This is a genomic window from Streptomyces sp. NPDC041968 (assembly GCF_055589025.1).
This window is the reverse complement of the sequence record NZ_JBVJCB010000022.1, coordinates 1-18,314: the sequence shown is the minus strand read 5'-3', so window position 1 is coordinate 18,314 and position 18,314 is coordinate 1. Positions and strand designations below refer to the sequence as shown.

General features: G+C 76.3%; 3 protein-coding genes. All 3 read right to left on the bottom strand.

Annotated elements, in window-relative coordinates; all coding sequences use genetic code 11:
* The coding region (locus ACZ6EG_RS33740; protein WP_469610406.1) for a type I polyketide synthase at window positions 1-3,575 on the bottom strand (3,575 nt) is incomplete at its 3' end.
* 50 nt (window positions 3,576-3,625) lie between these two features.
* Window positions 3,626-14,860, bottom strand: coding sequence for an SDR family NAD(P)-dependent oxidoreductase (locus ACZ6EG_RS33735; RefSeq protein ID WP_469610403.1), 11,235 nt, complete (start codon window positions 14,858-14,860; stop codon window positions 3,626-3,628).
* A 73-nt stretch (window positions 14,861-14,933) separates the two neighbouring features.
* A partial coding sequence (locus ACZ6EG_RS33730; RefSeq protein WP_469610400.1) for a type I polyketide synthase occupies window positions 14,934-18,314 on the bottom strand: 3,381 nt, incomplete at its 5' end.

Genomic DNA, 18,314 nt, shown 5'->3' with positions numbered 1-18,314 from the left:
CCCCCCAACCCACCCGTCACCAACACACACCCCCGCGCACGCCAACCCCCCGCAACACCCCCACCCGAGGCACCCCCACCCCCACCCGCACCCGCACCCGCACCCGCACCCGCACCCACCAGACGACGACCGAACAACCCCGCCCCACGCACCGCCACCTGATCCTCACCACCCCCCGCAACCACACCCACCACACGCCCCCACTCCCGCTCACCCGCACCCACCGGCACATCCACCAACCCACCCCACTGCACCGGAACCTCCAAAGCAGCCACCCGACCAAGCCCCCACACCCGCGCACCCACCGCACACGGCACCTCACCCGACCCCACCGCCACCGCACCCCGAGTCACCACCCATATCCGGGCCCGGGGAGCGGCGTCCGGCACGGTCTGGGCCACGAGCAGGACGGATGCCGTGCCGGGGTCGAGCGCGGGGACGTCGGCCGGCGCGGTGCCCTCCGGGCGGCCGGGCAGCACCAGCACGCCGGCCAAGCCGTCCGGGCGCGCGTTCAGTTCGGTGAGCCGCTCGGTGAGCGTGGCGCGTGCGGCCTCGGTGGGTTCCAGTCGGCAGCGCTCCACCACCACCCCGGCCGAGGTCAGGGCCGACGCCGCGGCGTCCGCGTCCTCCGGCGCGGTGCCGGGGGTGTGCACCAGCAGCCAGCGTCCGGACGGCAGGCCGGTGGCGTCGGCCGCCAGGGGGGTCCAGGTGACGCGGTAGCGCCAGGAGGCGGACTCGCCGACGGGTGCCGGGGCGGTGCGCCGGCCGAAGGCGGTGGGCAGCCAGTACCGGTCCCGGCGGAAGGCGTAGGTGGGCAGGGGGACCCGGCGGGCGCCGGTGCCGTCGAAGAGGGCGGTCCAGTCGACCCCTACCCCGTGGGCGAACGCGGCGCCCACCGAGGAGCGGAACCGGTCCAGGCCGCCGGAACCGCGGTGGAGGGTGGCGAGCGCGGTGGCGTGCACACCCTCGGCCTCGGCGACCTCGTCGATCGCGGCGCCCAGCAGCGGGTGCGGGCCCATCTCGACGAAGGTGCGGTGGCCGGCGCGCAGCAGCGTCCGCAGGGTGGCCGCGAACTCCACGGGCTCACGCATGTTCCGGTACCAGTACGCGGCGTCCAGGGCTTCGGCGTCGTGCTCCGCGGCGGTCACGGTGGAGAAGAAGGGCAGCCGGGCGGCGGTCGGACGGACGGCGCCGAGCGTATCGAGAAGCTCGGCGCGGAACTGCTCCACCTGCGGTGAGTGGCCGGCGAAGTCGACGCCGGCCAGGGGCCAGCGCAGGACCCCGGCGGCGGAGAGCCGGCCGCCGAACTCCTCCAGCGCTCCCGTGTCACCGGCCACGGTGACCGAGGCGGGGCCGTTGACGGCGGCGACCGACATCCGGTCCGCCCAGGGCTCGATCAGTTCGCGGACCCGGTCGGGCGGCGCCATCACGGAGAGCATGCCGCCGTTTCCGGCCAGCCGCTTCCAGAGCCTGCTGCGCTCGGCGATCACCCGGGCGGCGTCGTCGAGGGAGAGGGCACCGGCCGCGTGGGCGGCGGCGATCTCGCCCTGGGAGTGGCCGACCACGGCCGCGGGCCGTACGCCGTGGGTCTCCCAGAGTGCCGCCAGGGAGACCATCATGGTGAACAGCGTGGGCTGGACGACGTCGGCGCGGTCGATCGGCGGGGCATCGGGGGTGCCGCGCAGGACGTCGAGCACCGACCAGTCGAGGTGGGCCGCGAGGGCCCGGGCGCACTCCTCGGCCTTGGCGCGGAAGGCCGGCGCGTTGTCCAGGAGTTCGGCGCCCATGGCCGTCCACTGGGAGCCCTGGCCCGGGAAGACGAAGACGGGGGGCCGGCCGCTGCCCGCCTCGCCGACGGTGACGCCGGCGTCCTTCCTGTCCTCCGCCAGCGCGGTCAGCCTGTCGATCAGTGACTGCCGGTCGTCGGCGAGGACCGAGGCACGGTGCGAGAGCGCGGCTCGGGTGGTGGCGGTGGAGCGGGCGGCGTCGGCGGCGGTGATCTCCTCGTGGTCGGCCAGGTGCGCGGCGAGCCTGCGGGCCTGTTCCCGCAGGGATTCCGCACCGGCGGCCGACAGCGGGAGGACGGTGGTGGTCCGGGCGGGCGGCTGCGTGGCCCCGGGTTCCGCGGTGGCCTGCGTGGCCTCCCCGTTTTCCGCGGTGGTCTGCGTGGTCTCCTCGGATTCCGCGGTGGGCTCCGGCGGCTCCTCGATGACGAGGTGGGCGTTGGTGCCGCTGATGCCGAACGAGGAGATCCCGGCCCGGCGCGGTCCCTCCGCCCGCCGGGGCCAGGGCCTGGCCTGGTCCAGCAGTTCCACGGCGCCCGCGTCCCAGTCGATCCTGGACGACGCGGTCGTGGCGTGCAGGGTCCGGGGCAGCTCGCCGTGGCGCAGGGCCAGCACCATCTTGATCACCCCGGCCACCCCGGCGGCGGCCTGGGTGTGCCCGATGTTCGACTTCAACGAGCCCAGCCAGAGCGGGTCGCCCGTCCGTCCGTGCCCGTACGTGGCCATGAGCGCGCCGGCCTCGATCGGGTCGCCCAGCGGGGTGCCGGTGCCGTGCGCCTCGACCGCGTCCACGTCCGCGGGCGACAGCCCCGCGTCGGCCAGCGCCTCACGGATCACCCGCTGCTGGGCCGGACCACTGGGCGCGGTCAGCCCGTTGCTCGCCCCGTCCTGGTTGACGGCGCTGCCCCGCACCACCGCCAGCACCGGGTGCCCGTCGCGGCGCGCGTCCGACAACCGCTCCACCAGCAGCATCCCGGCGCCCTCGGCGGGGCCGAACCCGTCGGCCGCCTCGCCGAAGGCCTTGCAGCGACCGTCGGGGGCGAGCCCGCGCTGCCGGGAGAACTGGGTGAAGAGGGCGAAGTCGGCGATCACCGTGGCGCCGCCCGCCAGGGCGAGGTCGCACTCGCCCCGGCGCAGTGACTGCACCGCCAGGTGCAGGGCCACCAGCGACGAGGAGCAGGCCGTGTCGATCGTCAGCGCCGGGCCCTGAAGACCCAGGGCGTAGGCCACGCGGCCCGCGGTGAAACTGACGATGCCGGCCAGGAGCTGGGCCTCCAGGTCGGCGTCGAGTCCTTCGGCGCCCTTCTGGTAGCCGCTCTCCCACGCCCCGGCGAACACCGCGGTCCGGCTGCCCGCCAGGGACCGCGGGTCGAGACCGGCTCGCTCCAGCGCCTCCCAGGAGGTCTCCAGCAGCAGCCGCTGCTGGGGGTCCATGGTGAGCGCCTCGTGGGGGGAGATACCGAACAGGGCGGGGTCGAACCGGTCGGCCCCCTGTACGAAGCCCCCCTCGCGGCAGTACGAGGTGCCGGGCGTGTCGGGGTCGGGCGAGTACCTGCCCTCCACGTCCCAGCCGCGGTCGGCGGGGGCCGGACCGACCGCGTCGGCGCCGGAGAGCAGCAACTCCCACAGGTCGTCCGGGCTCTGGACGCCGCCGGGGAGCCGGCAGGCCGCCCCTATGATCGCGATCGGCTCGTGGGCCCGCCGGTCCAGGGCGCGCAGCTGCTCGGTGGCCCGGTGCAGCTCACCCGTCACGCGCTTGAGGTAGGCGCGCAGCTTCTCTTCGTTCGCCATGGTGCTGCTTCCTTTCGGGGACGGGCGGCGGGGCTGCTCCGGGCCGGCGGTCACGAGGTGCCGTACCGCTCGTCGATGAACGCGAAGATCTCGTCGTCGTCGGCGCCGCTCAGCACGTCGGTGATGTCGTCGGCACCGGCCGCGCCGTCGTGCAGGGCACGCCAGCGGTCGGCCAGGGCGTCCAGGCGCAGGGCGACCTCGGCCCGGTCGTCGGGGGCGGGCGCGAGCCGGGCGAGGTGCTCGGGGGTGAGGGCGGCCAGCGCCTCCTCGATGCGGTCGAGTTCGGACAGCAGCGGGGCGGTGTTGTCCGGCCGCGCGGGGGCCAGCAGGCCGTCGAGGTGCGCGGACAGCGCGGCCGGGGTGGGGTGGTCGAAGACCAGGGTGGCGGGGAGCCTGGTCCCGGTGACCGCCGCCATCCGGTTGCGCAGTTCCACGGCGGTCAGCGAGTCGAAGCCGACCTCGCGGAACGGCCGGTCGGGACGGACCTCCGCGGCGGAGCCGTGACCGAGGACCGCGGCCACGTGTTCGCTGACCAGGCCGAGCAGCCGGTCGTGGCGTTCCTCGGCGGAGAGCCCGGCCAGCCGCTCGGCCAGCGGCTCGCCGGTGGACCCGGCGTCCGGCACCGGATGGGGGCCGGCGGCGGGGGTCGCGGAACCCGTCGCGGGGGCGGACCCGACGAGGTCCGACAGCAGGGCGGGGACGCTTCCGGTGGCGCGCAGCGCGGCCGGGTCGAAGCGCATGGGGACCTGCACGGCCTCGTCGACGCGCAGGGCGGCGTCGAACAGTGCGGCGCCGAGCGTGGCGGACAGGGGCGGGAAGCCGCTGCGGGCGAAGCGCCGCTGGAGGCTCTCCTGGTCCAGCGCGTGTGCCATCCGGCTGGTGTCGGACCACAGCCCCCACGCCAGCGACACCGCCGGCAGGCCGAGGGACCGCCGCCGGGTGGCGAGGGCGTCGAGGGTGGCGTTGGCCGCCGCGTAGTTGCCCTGGGCCGGGCTGCCCAGCAGGCCGGCGCTGGAGGAGAAGAGGACGAAGGCCGACAGGTCGAGGTCGCGGGTGAGTGCGTCCAGGTGGACGGCGGCCTCCACCTTGGGCCGCAGCACGCGCCGCATCCGCTCGGGGGTGAGCCCGGGCAGCACGCCGTCGTCGAGGACGCCGGTGCTGTGCACCACCGCCGTGAGCGGGTGCGCGGCCGGGATGCCGGCGAGCAGGCGACGTACGGCGTCCGGGTCGGAGACGTCGCAGGCGACGACGGTGGCGGAGGCGCCCAGGGCGGTGAGGTCGGCGACCAGTTCCGCGGCGCCCTCGCCGTCGGGTCCCCGGCGGGTGGCGATCAGCAGCCGGCGGACGCCGTGCCGGCTCGCCAGGTGGCGGGCGATGGCGCTGCCGAGGGCGCCGGTGCCACCGGTGACCAGGACCGTGCCGTACGGGTGCCAGGCGGGCGGCATGGTCAGGACGAGCTTTCCGGTGTGCCGGGCCTGGCTGATGGTGCGCAGGGCGTCCGCGGCCCGGCGCACGTCGTGGGTGACGACGGGCAGCGGGTGCAGCACACCGGCGGCGAACAGGTCCATCAGCTCCCGCAGCAGCCGGCCGAGTGCGTCGGGTCCGGCCTCGTTGAGGTCGAACGCCCGGTAGCGGACCCCTGGGTGTTCGGCGGCGATCCGCTCGGGGTCCCGGACGTCGGTCTTGCCCAGCTCCAGGAACCGGCCGCCCGGGCGGAGCAGTCCGAGGGAGGCGTCCACGAACTCCCGGGTGAGCGAGTTCAGGACGACGTCCGCGCGGGAGGTGCCGTCCGGACCGGTGAAAGCGGTCGCGAAGTCGAGGGTGCGGGAGGAGGCGAGGTGGTCGTCGGCGATGCCCATGGCGCGCAGGACGTCCCACTTGCCGGGGCTCGCGGTGGCCAGTACCTCCGCGCCGAGGTGGCGGGCGATCTGCACCGCCGCCATCCCGACGCCTCCGGCGGCGGCGTGCACGAGCACCCGCTCCCCCGGCCGGAGGCCGGCCAGGGTGACCAGGCCGTAGTAGGCGCTGAGGAACACCGCGGGGACCGAGGCGGCCTGGGCGTGGGACCAGCCGTCCGGGACGGGGGCGAGGAGCCGGTGGTCGGCCACGCACAGCGGGCCCAGGCCGCCGTCCCACAGGCCGAGCACCCGGTCGCCGGGGGCGACACCGGTGACACCGGGGCCGACCTCGACGACGGTGCCGGCGCCCTCCGTTCCCATGTCCGCCTCGCCCGGGTACATGCCGAGGGCGATGAGGGCGTCGCGGAAGTTCACGCCCGCGGCGCGTACGGCGACGCGCACCTGGCCGGGCTCCAGCGGGGCCTCGGCGTCCGGGGCGGGTACCGGGGCGAGGCCGTCGAGGGTGAGGTCGGTGCCCCTGCGCAGCCGCCAGGCGCCGTGGTCGGGCGGGGTGAGCGGCCCGTCCGCGCGGTCGGCGGCCCGCTGCAGCCGGGGCACGTACACCGTCCCGGACCGCACCGCGGTCTGCGGTTCGCCGGAGCCGAGGGCGAGGGCCAGGGCCCGGGCGGACGCCGGGTCGTCGTCCAGGTCCACGAGCAGGAACCGGCCGGGCTCCTCGGCCTGCGCGGAGCGCAGCAGGCCCCACGCGGCGGCCGCCGCCGGGTCGTCCACCTCGGCGTCGTCGCGTACGGCGACGGCGCCGCGGGTGGCCACGACCAGGCGGGCGCCGTCCGCGCCCTCGGGGGCCGCGAGCCGGCGCTGTACGAGGTCCAGTACCCGGCAGGCCACGGTGTGGGCGTCGGCGGCGACGTCGCCGGTCTCGGCCCGCACCGCGAACACGACGGCGTCCGGTGCCGGTCGCCCCTCCTCGGACGGCAGCCGGCCGTCCGGGCCGAGTCCGTCGGGCAGGTGGGCGTCGGCCGCCTCGGCCAGGCCCAGCGGGTCGACTCCCGCCAGCACCCAGCGTGCCGGGGTGGCGGCGCTCCCGCCGGTGCGGGTGTCCGGGCCGGCGGTGAGTTCGCGCCAGGCGACGCGGAAGAGGGCGTCGGCGCCGACCGGGCGCCCGCCCAGGAGCTGTCCGGGGTCGACCGGCCGCATGACGAAGGACTCGATCTCGGCGACCGGCCGTCCCTCGCCGTCGGCGCACCGGATGCGGACGGCGTCCTCGGACTCGGGCGAGATGCGCACGTGCAGCCGGTCGGCTCCGGCGCGGTGCAGCCGGATGCCACGCAGGGCGAACGGCATGCGGATGCGGCCGTCCTCGGGGAAGAAGCCCACGAGGCGCATCGTCTGCAGCGCCGCGTCCAGCAGCGCGGGGTGGATGCCGAACCGTGCCGCGTCGCCCTGGGCCTGGACGGGCAGCGCGACCTCCGCGTGGAGGTCGGGGCCCGAGCGGTGGGCGCTCACCAGTCCGCGGAAGAACGGGCCGTAGCCGTAGCCGAGTTCGGCGAAGCGTTCGTAGAAGTCGCCGATGTCCAGCTGTTCGGCGCCGGGGGGCGGGGTGGTCGCCGAGGCGTCCGGCGCATCGGCCGGGTCCTCCGCGGTGAGCAGCCCCTCGGCGTGCAGGGTCCAGTCGCCGGCGCCCTCGGCGCGGGCGTGCACGGCGAAGCGGCGGGCGTCGTCGGGGCCCGGGGCGTCGACGGTCAGCCGCAGCCGGACCCCTCCGGACGGCGGCAGCGCCAGGGGCGCGGCCAGGGTGAGTTCCTCCACGCGGCCGGTGCCCGCCTGGCGGCCGGCCCAGAGCGCCAGGTCGGCGAAGGCGGCGCCCGGCAGCAGCGGCGAGCCCATCAGCGCGTGGTCGGCGAGCCACGGGGTGGTGTCGGCGCCCAGGCGCGCGGTGTACATCCGGGCACCGGGCTCCGGGAGTTCGACGCCGCTGCCGAGCAGCGGGTGGTCGGCGGCGTCCAGACCGAGGGAGGCGGGGTCGTCGCCGCGGTGGCCGGGGCTGTACCAGTAGCGCTCCCGCTGGAAGGGGTACGTGGGCAGGTCCACCTGGCGCGAGTCCGGGCCGAAGATGGCCTCGGCGTCGATCTCCAGGCCGTGGGTGTAGGCGCGGCAGAGGGCGACGCCCAGCCAGCGGGGGCCGCCCTGGCCGCGCCGCAGGGTGCCGAGGACGGCCGCCGAGGCTCCGGCGTCGCTGATCGTCTCCTGGAGGGAGACGGCCAGCATGGGGTGCGGGCTCGACTCCAGGAACACGTCGTGGCCGTCGGCGATCAGGGCGCGGGTGGCCTTCTCGAACTCCACCGGCTCGCGCATGTTGCGGTACCAGTAGTCGGCGTCCAGCTCGGCGGTGTCGATCCGTGCGCCGGTGACCGTCGAGTAGAACGGGATGGCGGAGGTGCGGGGCGCGACGGGGGCGAGCACCTGCCGCAGGTGGGCCTCCAACGTGTCGACCTGGGGCGAGTGCCCGGCGGTGTCGACGCCGGGGATGGGTCGGGCGTGCACCCCCTCCGCGCCGAGTTCGGCGGCCAGCTCCGCCAGGGCCACCGGGTCCCCGGAGACGGCGCAGGTCTCGGGGCCGTTGACGGCGGCGACGGCGAGCCGGTCGCTCCAGGGTGCCAGGCGGGGACGCAGGTCGCCTTCGGCGAGGGTCACCGCGATCATGCCGCCCTTGCCGGCCAGCCGCAGCCATGCCTGGCTGCGCAGGGCGACGATGCGGGCCGCGTCGTCCAGCGTCAGGGCGCCGGCGACGTAGGCGGCGGCGATCTCCCCCTGGGAGTGGCCTACGACCGCGGCCGGTTCGACGCCCAGCGAACGCCATGTCTCGGCGAGCGAGACCATCATGGTGAACAGCACGGGCTGCACCACGTCGACCCGGTCGAGTGAGGGTGCGCCGGGTTCCCGGCACAGTACGTCCAGTACGGACCAGCCGAGGTGGGGCCGGAGTGCGAGGTCGCAGGCGCGGGCGGTCGCGAGGAACGCGCCGGAGCCGCTGGAGCGGGCCAGCAGCCCGTCGGCCATCTCGGGCCACTGCGAGCCCTGGCCGGGGAAGACGAACACGACCTGGTCGGAGGTGCCGGCGCTGCCGCGCAGGACGAGCGGGTGCGGCCGGCCTTCGACGAGGTCGTCGAGGGCCGTGATCAGCTCCGTGAAGTTCTCGCCGACCACGGCGGCCCGCTGTTCGAACCGGGTGCGGGTGGTGAGGAGGGTGTAGCCGACGTCGGCCGGGTGCAGCTCGGGGTGGGCGAGCAGGTCGGCGCGCAAGCGGCGCGCCTGGTCGCGCAGGGCCGCGTCGTTGTGCGCGGACATCATCAGCGGCACGGTCACCTCGTGCCACCACTCCTCGGACCAGACGTCGCCTTCGGCGGCCGGTTCGGGCGCGAGCAGGTCGGGCGCGGTGGGCTCCGGCGGCTCCTCGATGACGAGGTGGGCGTTGGTGCCGCTGATGCCGAACGAGGAGATCCCGGCCCGGCGCGGTCCCTCCGCCCGCCGGGGCCAGGGCCTGGCCTGGTCCAGCAGTTCCACGGCGCCCGCGTCCCAGTCGATCCTGGACGACGCGGTCGTGGCGTGCAGGGTGCGGGGCAGCTCGCCGTGGCGCAGGGCCAGCACCATCTTGATCACCCCGGCCACCCCGGCGGCGGCCTGGGTGTGCCCGATGTTCGACTTCAACGAGCCCAGCCAGAGCGGCCCGTCGCGCCGGTCCCGGCCGTACGTGGCGAGCAGCGCGCCGGCCTCGATCGGGTCGCCCAGCGGGGTGCCGGTGCCGTGCGCCTCGACCGCGTCCACGTCCGCGGGCGACAGCCCCGCGTCGGCCAGCGCCTCACGGATCACCCGCTGCTGGGCCGGACCACTGGGCGCGGTCAGCCCGTTGCTCGCCCCGTCCTGGTTGACGGCGCTGCCCCGCACCACCGCCAGCACCGGGTGCCCGTCGCGGCGCGCGTCCGACAACCGCTCCACCAGCAGCATCCCGGCGCCCTCGGCGAGTCCGACGCCGTCGGCCTCCTCCGCGAACGCCTTGCTGCGGCCGTCCGGCGACACCGCCCGCTGACGGGCGAACTCCACCAGCATCTCGGGGGTGGACATCACGGTGGCGCCGCCGGCGAGGGCGTAGTCGCACTCGCCCCGGCGCAGTGACTGCACCGCCAGGTGCAGGGCGGCCAGGGAGGCCGAGCAGGCGGTGTCTACGGTGACGGCGGGGCCCTCCAGGCCGAAGACGTAGGAGAGCCGGCCGGACATCACGCTGGCCGAGTTGCCGGTGGCGATGTAGCCGTCGAAGTTCTCGTCGCCGTCCTGGAGGAGCGGCACGTAGTGCTGTCCGTTGGTTCCGACGAAGACCCCGGTGCGGCTGCCGCGCAGGTCGACCGGGTCGATGCCGGCCCGTTCGAAGGACTCCCAGGACGTTTCCAGGATCAGCCGCTGCTGCGGGTCCATGGCCAGGGCCTCGCGGGGGCTGATGCCGAAGAAGCCGGGGTCGAACTCGGCCGCGTCGTGCAGGAACCCGCCCTCGCGCACGTAGGTGTGGTGTCCGGGCGAGTCGGGGTCGGGGTCGTAGAGGGTGTCGTTGTCCCATCCCCGGTTGGTGGGGAAGGGGGTGATGGCGTCGGCCCCACCGGCCAGCAGGTCCCACAGGTCCTCGGGGGACTGCACCCCGCCGGGCAGCCGGCAGGCCATGCCGATGATGGCGATGGGTTCGTCCGTCCGGGCCGGGGTCTCGGGGCCGGCCCGGTCGGCGGTGTCGTTCCGGCCGAGGAGTTCCTCGCCGAGGTGTCGGGCGAGCGCGGCCGGGTTGGAGTGGTCGAAGACCAGGGAGGTGGGCAGCTTGAGCCCGGTGGCGGCGCTGAGCCGGTCGCGCAGTTCGAGGGCGGTCAGCGAGTCGAAGCCGAGGTCGCGGAAGGCGCGGGCGCTGCTCACCGCGTCGCCGGAGGACTGCCCGAGGACGGCGGCGGCGTGTGCGCGCACCAGCCGCAGCAGGGTGGCGTGCCGCTTGTGGCCGGACTGCGCGGTCAGTTCGCGGACGAGTTCGGAGGTGGTCGCGTCGCCGGCGCCCGGGGCGAGTTCCGCCGCGCGCAGCCGCTGGACGTCCGGGATGTCGTCGAAGAGCACGGCGGGCCGCACCCAGGTGTAGGAGGCGGCGAACCGGCTCCAGTCGACGTCGGCGACCGCCCCGCAGGCGCTGCCGCGCTCCAGCATGCGGTGCAGGGTCCGCACCGCCTCGTCGGGTTCGAGGGGGGCCAGGCCGCGCCGGCTGAGGAACTCCGCCTCGGCACCGGCGGCGGGCGTGCCTCCGGCCCAGGGGCTCCAGGCCACGGAGAACGCGGGCACTCCGGCGGCGCGGGCGCGCTCGGCCAGCGCGTCGAGGTGCGCGCTGGCGGCCGCGTAGCCGCCCTGGGCCGCGCCGCCCCACACGCCGGAGACCGAGGAGAACAGCACCAGCGCGTCGAGTCCCGCGGCCGGCGCCAGGTCGACCAGGTGGCCGGCGGCCGTGGTCTTGGCGGCGAGGGCGGCGGCGAGGTCCCCGGGCGCCGTGTCCCGCAGCGGGGCCAGGGGCACGAGCGGCGGGGCGTGCACGACGACGGAGGGCGCGTGCTCGCCGAGCAGGGCGGCCAGTTCCGCGCGGTCGGTGACGTCGCAGTGCACGGGGACGAGGGAGGCTCCGGTGAGTCCGGCGGCGGCGGCCTGGGCGGGGGCGTCGGGCCCGGCCAGCACCACGCGCTCGGCCCCGTCCTCGAGGAGGGACCGGACCAGCCGGCCGGACACCGTCGTGAGGTCGCCGGCGATGAGGACGGTGCCCCGGGCCCGCCAGACCGGGGGCCGGGGGTCGGCCGGGTTCGGCAGGACCCGGCGGCCGAAGACGCCCGCCATGCGGACGGCGATCTGGTCCTCGCCGCCGGGTTCGGTGAGGACTCCGGCGAGACGGTCCAGGACCCGGGCGTCGGGCCGCGCGGGGAGGTCGATGAGGCCGCCCCACACCTCGGGCAGCTCCAGTGCGGCCACCCGCCCCAGGCCCCACAGCTGGGCGCCGGCGGTGCACGGCAGTTCGTCGGGAGCGGTGGCGACCGCGCCGCAGGTGACGGTCCACAGCGGTGCGGTGCTGCCGAGGTCGGCCAGGGCCTGGACCAGGGCGAGGGTGGCGGAGACGGCGACGGGCACGGCGGGGTGGTCCGGCCCGCCGTCGGTGCACAGGCCGAGCAGCGAGACGACGCCGGTGACGGCGGTGTCGCCGTTGATCTCCGCTTCGAGCAGGCCGATCAGCTCGGCGCGTCCGGTGCGGGCCGGGTCGAGGACGACGCGGCGGACCGTTCCGCCGAAGGAGGCGACGGCCTGTTCCAGGGCGTCCGCGAGAGCGGCGTGCCGCTCGCCGGTGGGCACTATCAGCAGGCGCAGGCCGGGGCGCCAGCCGCCGGTGGCGGAGCGCAGCCCCTTCCACGCGACGTGGTAGCCGAGCCGGTCCCCGGGCTCCGGGGCGTCGTCCCCGGTCGCGGCGGTCGTCGCCCGGTCGGGTCGGGCGGGGCCGACCCAGTGGCGTTCGCGCTGGAAGGCGTAGGTCGGCAGGTCCACCCGGCCGGCCTCGGGGTGGAGCCTCGCCCAGTCCACGGGGACGCCGACGACCTGGGCCTCGGCCGCGGAGGTGAGGAAGCGCCGCGGCCCGCCCTCGTCGCGGCGCAGCGAACCGAGGGCCGGGACGGCGGTGCCGGCGCTCTCCACGGTCTGGCGCACGCCGACGGTGAGGACGGGGTGCGCGGAGCATTCCACGAAGGCGTCGACGCCGTCGGCGAGCATGGCGCGTACGGTCGGTTCGAAGCGCACGGGGAGCCGCAGGTTGCGGTACCAGTAGTCGGCGTCCAGGGCGGTGGTGTCGACCGGCCCCGCCTCGACGGTGGAGTAGAACGGCACGTCGCCCCGGCGCGGCCGGACGGGTCCGAGGACGGTGGCGAGTTCGGCTCTGATGCTCTCGACGTAGGGGGAGTGGGAGGCGTAGTCGACGTCGATGCGGCGGACCCGGGTGCCCTCGCTCTCCAGGGTGACCAGCAACGCCTCCAGGGCGCCGGGCTCCCCGCAGACGACGGTCGAGCCGGGGCCGTTGACGGCGGCGATCTCGACGCCGCCGGCCAGGCGGGCCTCGACCTCGGCGGCGGGCAGCGCCACCGAGGCCATGCCGCCCCGACCGGCCAGTTCGCGGGCGATGACCTGGGAGCGCAGGGCCACGATCCGGGCGGCGTCCTCCCGGGAGAGCGCGCCGGCCACGCAGGCCGCGGCGATCTCGCCCTGGGAGTGGCCGATGACGGCGGCGGGTTCGACGCCGAGGGAGCGCCACAGCGCGGCGAGTCCCGTCATGACGGCGAAGGTGGCCGGCTGGACGACGTCGACGCGGTCGAGGCCGGGCGCGCCGGGCGCCCCGCGCAGTACGTCGGCCAGGTTCCAGTCCACGTACGGGGCGAGCGCGCGCCGGCAGCGGTCCACTTCGGCGGCGAAGGCAGGGGCCGTGTCCAGCAGTTCGGCGCCCATCCCGGCCCACTGGGAGCCCTGGCCGGGGAACACGAACGCGACCCGGCGGATGTCCGCCGCGGTGCCGTGCACGGCGTGCGGGGTGGTCTCGCCCGCGGCGAGGGCGGCGAGGGCGGCGACCGGGGCTCCGGCGTCGCCGAGCAGCACGACGCGCCGGGTGAGGGCGGCGCGTTCGGCGGCCAGGGCATGGCCGATGTCGGTCGGCGAGGTGCCGGGGTGCCGTTCGAGGTGCGCGCGCAGGCGGGCGGCCTGGGCGCGCAGGGCGGGGGCGGTCTCGGCGGACAGGGGCCAGACCACGGCCGCGGCCGAGGGGGACAGCGGACCGGCCAGGGCGGAGGAGGGCGCCGGACCGGCCACGGTGGAGGGCGACTTGGCAGGAGACAGCGGACCGGCCCCGGTGGAAGCGGGCGCCGGACCGGCCGCGGTGGAGCGGGGGGCGGCGGCCTCGCCCGGCGCAGGGGGGACGCCGGCGGGAGACGCGTCGCCGGGCGTGGGCGGTTCCTCGATGATGACGTGGGCGTTGGTGCCGCTGACGCCGAAGGCGGAGATCGCGGCCCGCCGGGGCCGGTGCGCGCGCCGGGGCCAGGGCCGGGCGCCGGTGAGCAGTTCCACGGCGCTCGCGTCCCAGTCGACCTTGGCCGAGGGCGCGTCGACGTGCAGGGTGCGGGGCAGCTCCGACTGACGTAACGCCTGCACCATCTTGATGACGCCGGCGGCTCCCGCGGCGGCCTGCGTGTGCCCGATGTTCGACTTCAACGACCCCAACCACAGCGGGTCGCCCACGCGTTCACTGCCGTAGGTGGCCATGAGCGCGCCCGCCTCGATCGGGTCGCCGAGCGGGGTGCCGGTGCCGTGCGCCTCCACCACGTCCACATCACCCGGCGTCAGCCCCGCGTCGGCCAGCGCGTCGCGGATCACCCGCTGCTGGGCGGGCCCGCTGGGCGCGGTGAGGCCGTTGCTCGCGCCGTCCTGGTTGACGGCGCTGCCCCGCACCACCGCCAGCACCCGATGACCGCGGCGGCGGGCATCCGAGAGCCGCTCCACCAGCAGCACACCGGCGCCCTCGGCCCAGGCGGTACCGTCCGCCCCCTCCGCGAACGCCTTGCACCGCCCGTCCGCCGCCAGCCCCCGCTGCCGCGAGAACTCCACGAACACCGTCGGCGTCGCCATCACCGTCACCCCACCGGCCAACGCCAGATCACACTCACCCCGCCGCAACGACTGCACCGCCAGATGCAAGGCGACCAGCGAGGACGAGCAGGCCGTGTCCATGGTCACGGCCGGGCCCTCCAGGCCGAGGGTGTACGCCACCCGCCCCGACGCGACGCTGCCCGCGGTGCCGAGACCGAGCTGTCCACTGGGGTCGGCGGCGGTGCCGACCTGGTGGCTGCCGTAGTCGTGGTACATGACACCGGTGAAGACGCCGGTACGGCTCCCGCGCAGCGACGCGGGGACGATCCCGGCCCGCTCCAGCGCCTCCCACGACGTCTCCAGCAGCAACCGCTGCTGCGGATCCATCGCCGCCGCCTCCCGCGGCGAGATGCCGAAGAACTCCGCGTCGAACTCCGCCGCGGAATGCAGGAACCCGCCCTCCCGCACATAACTCCTGCCCGGCACCCCCGGCTCCGGGTCGTACAGCCCCTCGGCGTCCCAGCCGCGGTCGACGGGGAACGGGGAGATCGCGTCCGTACCGGACGCCACCAGGTCCCACAGCTCCTCCGGCGACGCCACACCACCCGGGTAACGGCAGCCCATCCCGACGATCGCGATCGGCTCACGGCTCGCCGACTCGACCTCGCGCAACCGCTCCCGTGCGCTGTGCAGGTCGGCCATCGCGCGCCGCAGGTACTCCCGCAACTTCTCCTCGTTCGTCGCAGACACGGTTCTCCTCAGGCGTCATCTCGTGGGTCTGGGTGAAGAGCGGTTCAGCGGTCGGCGCGCGGCGCGGTCCGGCTCACTGGAAGTCGCTGTCGAGCAGGTCGAACAAGTCGTCGTCGGAGGCCGACCGGAGCCGGTCGATCACCACGTCGCCGCGACCGGGGACACCTTCCTCGGCAACCGGACCGGCCCCCGCGCCGGAACCGGCGGGGAGTGCGGCCAGCAGGCCGCGCAGTCGCCGTGCCGCGTCGGCCCGGGCCTCGCCGTCGTCGGTCGCGGCGAGGCTCCGCTCCAGCCGGTCGATCACGCCGGACAGGGTCTCGGCACCGCCCGGCCCGTCCGGGATCTGACCGGCCGGTTCCGCCGGGCCGGCCACCGCCAGCCCGCCGAGCAGGAGTTCGGCGAGGGCAAGCGGTGTGGGGTGGTCGAAGACGAGGGTCGCGGGCAGCCGCAGCCCGGTACGGGCGTTCAACCGGTTGCGGAGGTCGACGGCGGTGAGGGAGTCGAATCCGGCGTCCTTGAAGCTGCGGGCGGCGCCGACCGCGGCGGGGTCGCCGTGTCCCAGCACCGCCGCGACCTCGGCCCGTACCAGGTCGAGCAGGAGGGCCGTACGCTCGGGCTCGGAACGTCCCGCGAGCCGGGCGGCCAGCGCCCCGGCGGCGTCGGCCGGAGCGGGGGCCCGGCGTACGGCACCGTCCTCGTCCCCGGTGCCCGCCACCCCGGCGCCCGCCACGTTTCCGGGCATGCTGTGCGCGTCCGTCGGTACCCCGGCCAGGTCGCGCAGTACCTCCGGGAGGACGGTGGCACGGGCCGCGGCGCGCGGGTCCAGCCGCACGGGCAGCAGTGCCGGCTCGGGCCGGGTCAGCGCCCGGTCGAGCAGTTCCAGCGCGGTGCCGGCGTCGAGCGGGGCGACTCCGGAGCGCCTGACCCGCGCCGCGTCCGCTCCCTCCAGCCCGGTGGCGAGGCCCACCCCGGACCACCAGCCCCAGCCGAGCGACAGCGCGGGGTGCCCGTCGGCGCACCGCCGGGCGGCCAGCGCGTCCAGGAAGGCGTTGGCGGCCGCGTAGCCGGCCTGTCCCGCGCTGCCCAGAGTCGCGGAGACCGAGGAGTAGAGCACCAGGGGAACCCGGCCGGACTCCCGGGTCAGCTCGTCCAGGTGGACGGCGGCGTCGACCTTGGGCCGCAGCACCGCGTCGATCCGCTCGGCCGTCTGGGCGGAGAGCACACCGTCGTCGAGCACCCCGGCGGTGTGCACCACGCAGGTCAGCGGGTGTGCGTCGGGGAGTTCGCCGAGCAGGCGGCGCAGGGCGTCGCGGTCGGTGACGTCACAGGCCCGTACGGCGACCTCGGCGCCCGAGCCGGTCAGTTCGGCGACGAGCCCGTCGACGCCGGGTGCGTCGGGACCGCGCCTGCCGACCAGCAGGAGGTGGCGCACCTTGTGCCGTTCCACGAGGTGCCGGGCGGTCTCCGCGGCCAGTGCTCCGGTGCCACCGGTGATCAGCACGGTGCCTTCGGGGTCCAGGGTCACCGACGGCCCGCCGCCACCGGGCCCGTCGGTCGCCGTGCCGCCGCCGGTGCGGGGCGCGGGGTCGGCGACCGGGGTGATGCGCGGGACGGTGGCACGTCCGTCGCGCACGGCCAACTGACCGGCCTCCGTGGCCAGCAGACCCGGCAGGGCCCGCAGCGACGCCTGGGTGCCGTCGATGTCCACCAAGGTGAAGCGGCCGGGCTGTTCGGTCTGGGCGACCCGGACGAGCCCCCAGACGGCGGCCCCCGCGAGGTCCGCCGCGCCTCCCTCGGGGCCGGCCGCGCCCCGGGTCAGGACGACCAGCCGGGGGGCGGCCGCATTGGCGTCGGTGGCGGTGGCCGTGTCGGTTCCGGTGGCGGTGGGCGCGGCGGTTCCGGTGGCGGTGGTCGTGTCGGTTCCAGTGGTGTCGAGGCGGGCCTGGACGGCGTCGAGGGCCCGGCGCACCGTCGCCCGCACCTCGTCGAGGTGGCCGAGCCGCCCGCCGCCGGACGCCGTACGGCCGGCCGCGGCGGTGGTGGTCAGGTCGAGGATGATCACCTCCGCGCCGGCACCGGCCTGCGGCGGCAGCGGCTCTCCCAGAGGGAGCACATGGGTACGGGCGTCCAGTCCCACGGCGCGCAGCCCGGCCGCCGTGGCCTCGGCCTCGGGTCCGACGACCGCCCAGCGCCCGGCCACTGTGACGGGCGCCGGACCCGGGAACGGCCGCCAGTCCAAGCGGTAGAGAGGGGCGACGGGCACGGCGGGCAGCCGGTCCGCGGTGATGCGGCGCAGTGCCAGGGAGCGGGCGGAGAACACCGGGTTGCCCTCCTGATCGGCCGCGGTGACCGACACAGCACCGCCACCGACGCTCGCCACCCGGACCCGGAGCGCGTGTCCGCCGGCCCCGTGCCACTGCACGTCGCTCCAGGAGAACGGCAGCAGACCGTGCCCACCGTCACCCGACGGGTCCAGCACCGCGATCGGATGCAGCACCGCGTCGAGCAGGGCGGGGTGCACGCCGTAGCGGGCGGCGTCGACCGCGTGCGCGTCGGGCAGCCGTACGTCGGCGAAGACCTCGTCACCGCGACGCCATGCCGCACGCAGCCCACGGAAGGCTCCCTCGTAGCGCACTCCGGCGGCCGCGAAGAGCGGGTACTGCCCGGCGAGGTCGAGCGGCTCGGCACCGACCGGGGGCCACGCGCCGGTGAGCCGGGCGGTGCCGTCGACACCGGTTCGACCGGTCCGGGGCGGGCGATCGGGGTCGGGGCGGTGGTCGGGCTCGGGGTCGCCGGTGAGGTCGGCGGCAGGGGCCAGCAGCCCTGAGGCGTGTCGGGTCCAGTCGTCGTCCCGCTCCCCCGCCGCCGGGTGCCGGGGAGGGGTGGGACGCGAGGAGGCCGAGGAGGCGGCCGTGGGTTCGGGCCGCGAGTGGAGGGTCACCTCACGCGCGCCGCCTGGGGCCGAGGTGGCGGCGGCCACGACGATCCGGACCTGGAGCGGGCGGTCCGAGGCCCAGGTCAGCGGCGTCTCCAGGATCAGTTCGGCGACGCGCGGCAGACCGATCCGGCTTCCCACCTGGAGCACCATCTCCAGTAACGCGGCCCCCGGTACGACGCCTCGGTCCCACACCAAGTGGTCGGCGAGCCAGGGGAGATCGGCGGTGGATATGCGGCCGCTCCACACCTCGGTGTCGGTGCCGGGCAGCTCCACGGCGGCGGCGAGCAGGGGGTGGCCCGCCTCGCGCAGGCCCGCCGCCGACACCCCGTCGGTCCTTGTCCTGGTCCGGGGCGGGGCGGCCAGCCAGTAGCGGTCTCGTTGGAAGGGGTAGGTGGGGAGGTCGATGTGCCGGCCTGTGGGACCCGTGTGCAGGGCGTTCACGTCCAGGTCGGCGTCGCGGGTGAAGACCGTCGCCACCGCCGCCTCGAACACCTCCCGCTCCGGACGACCCCGCCG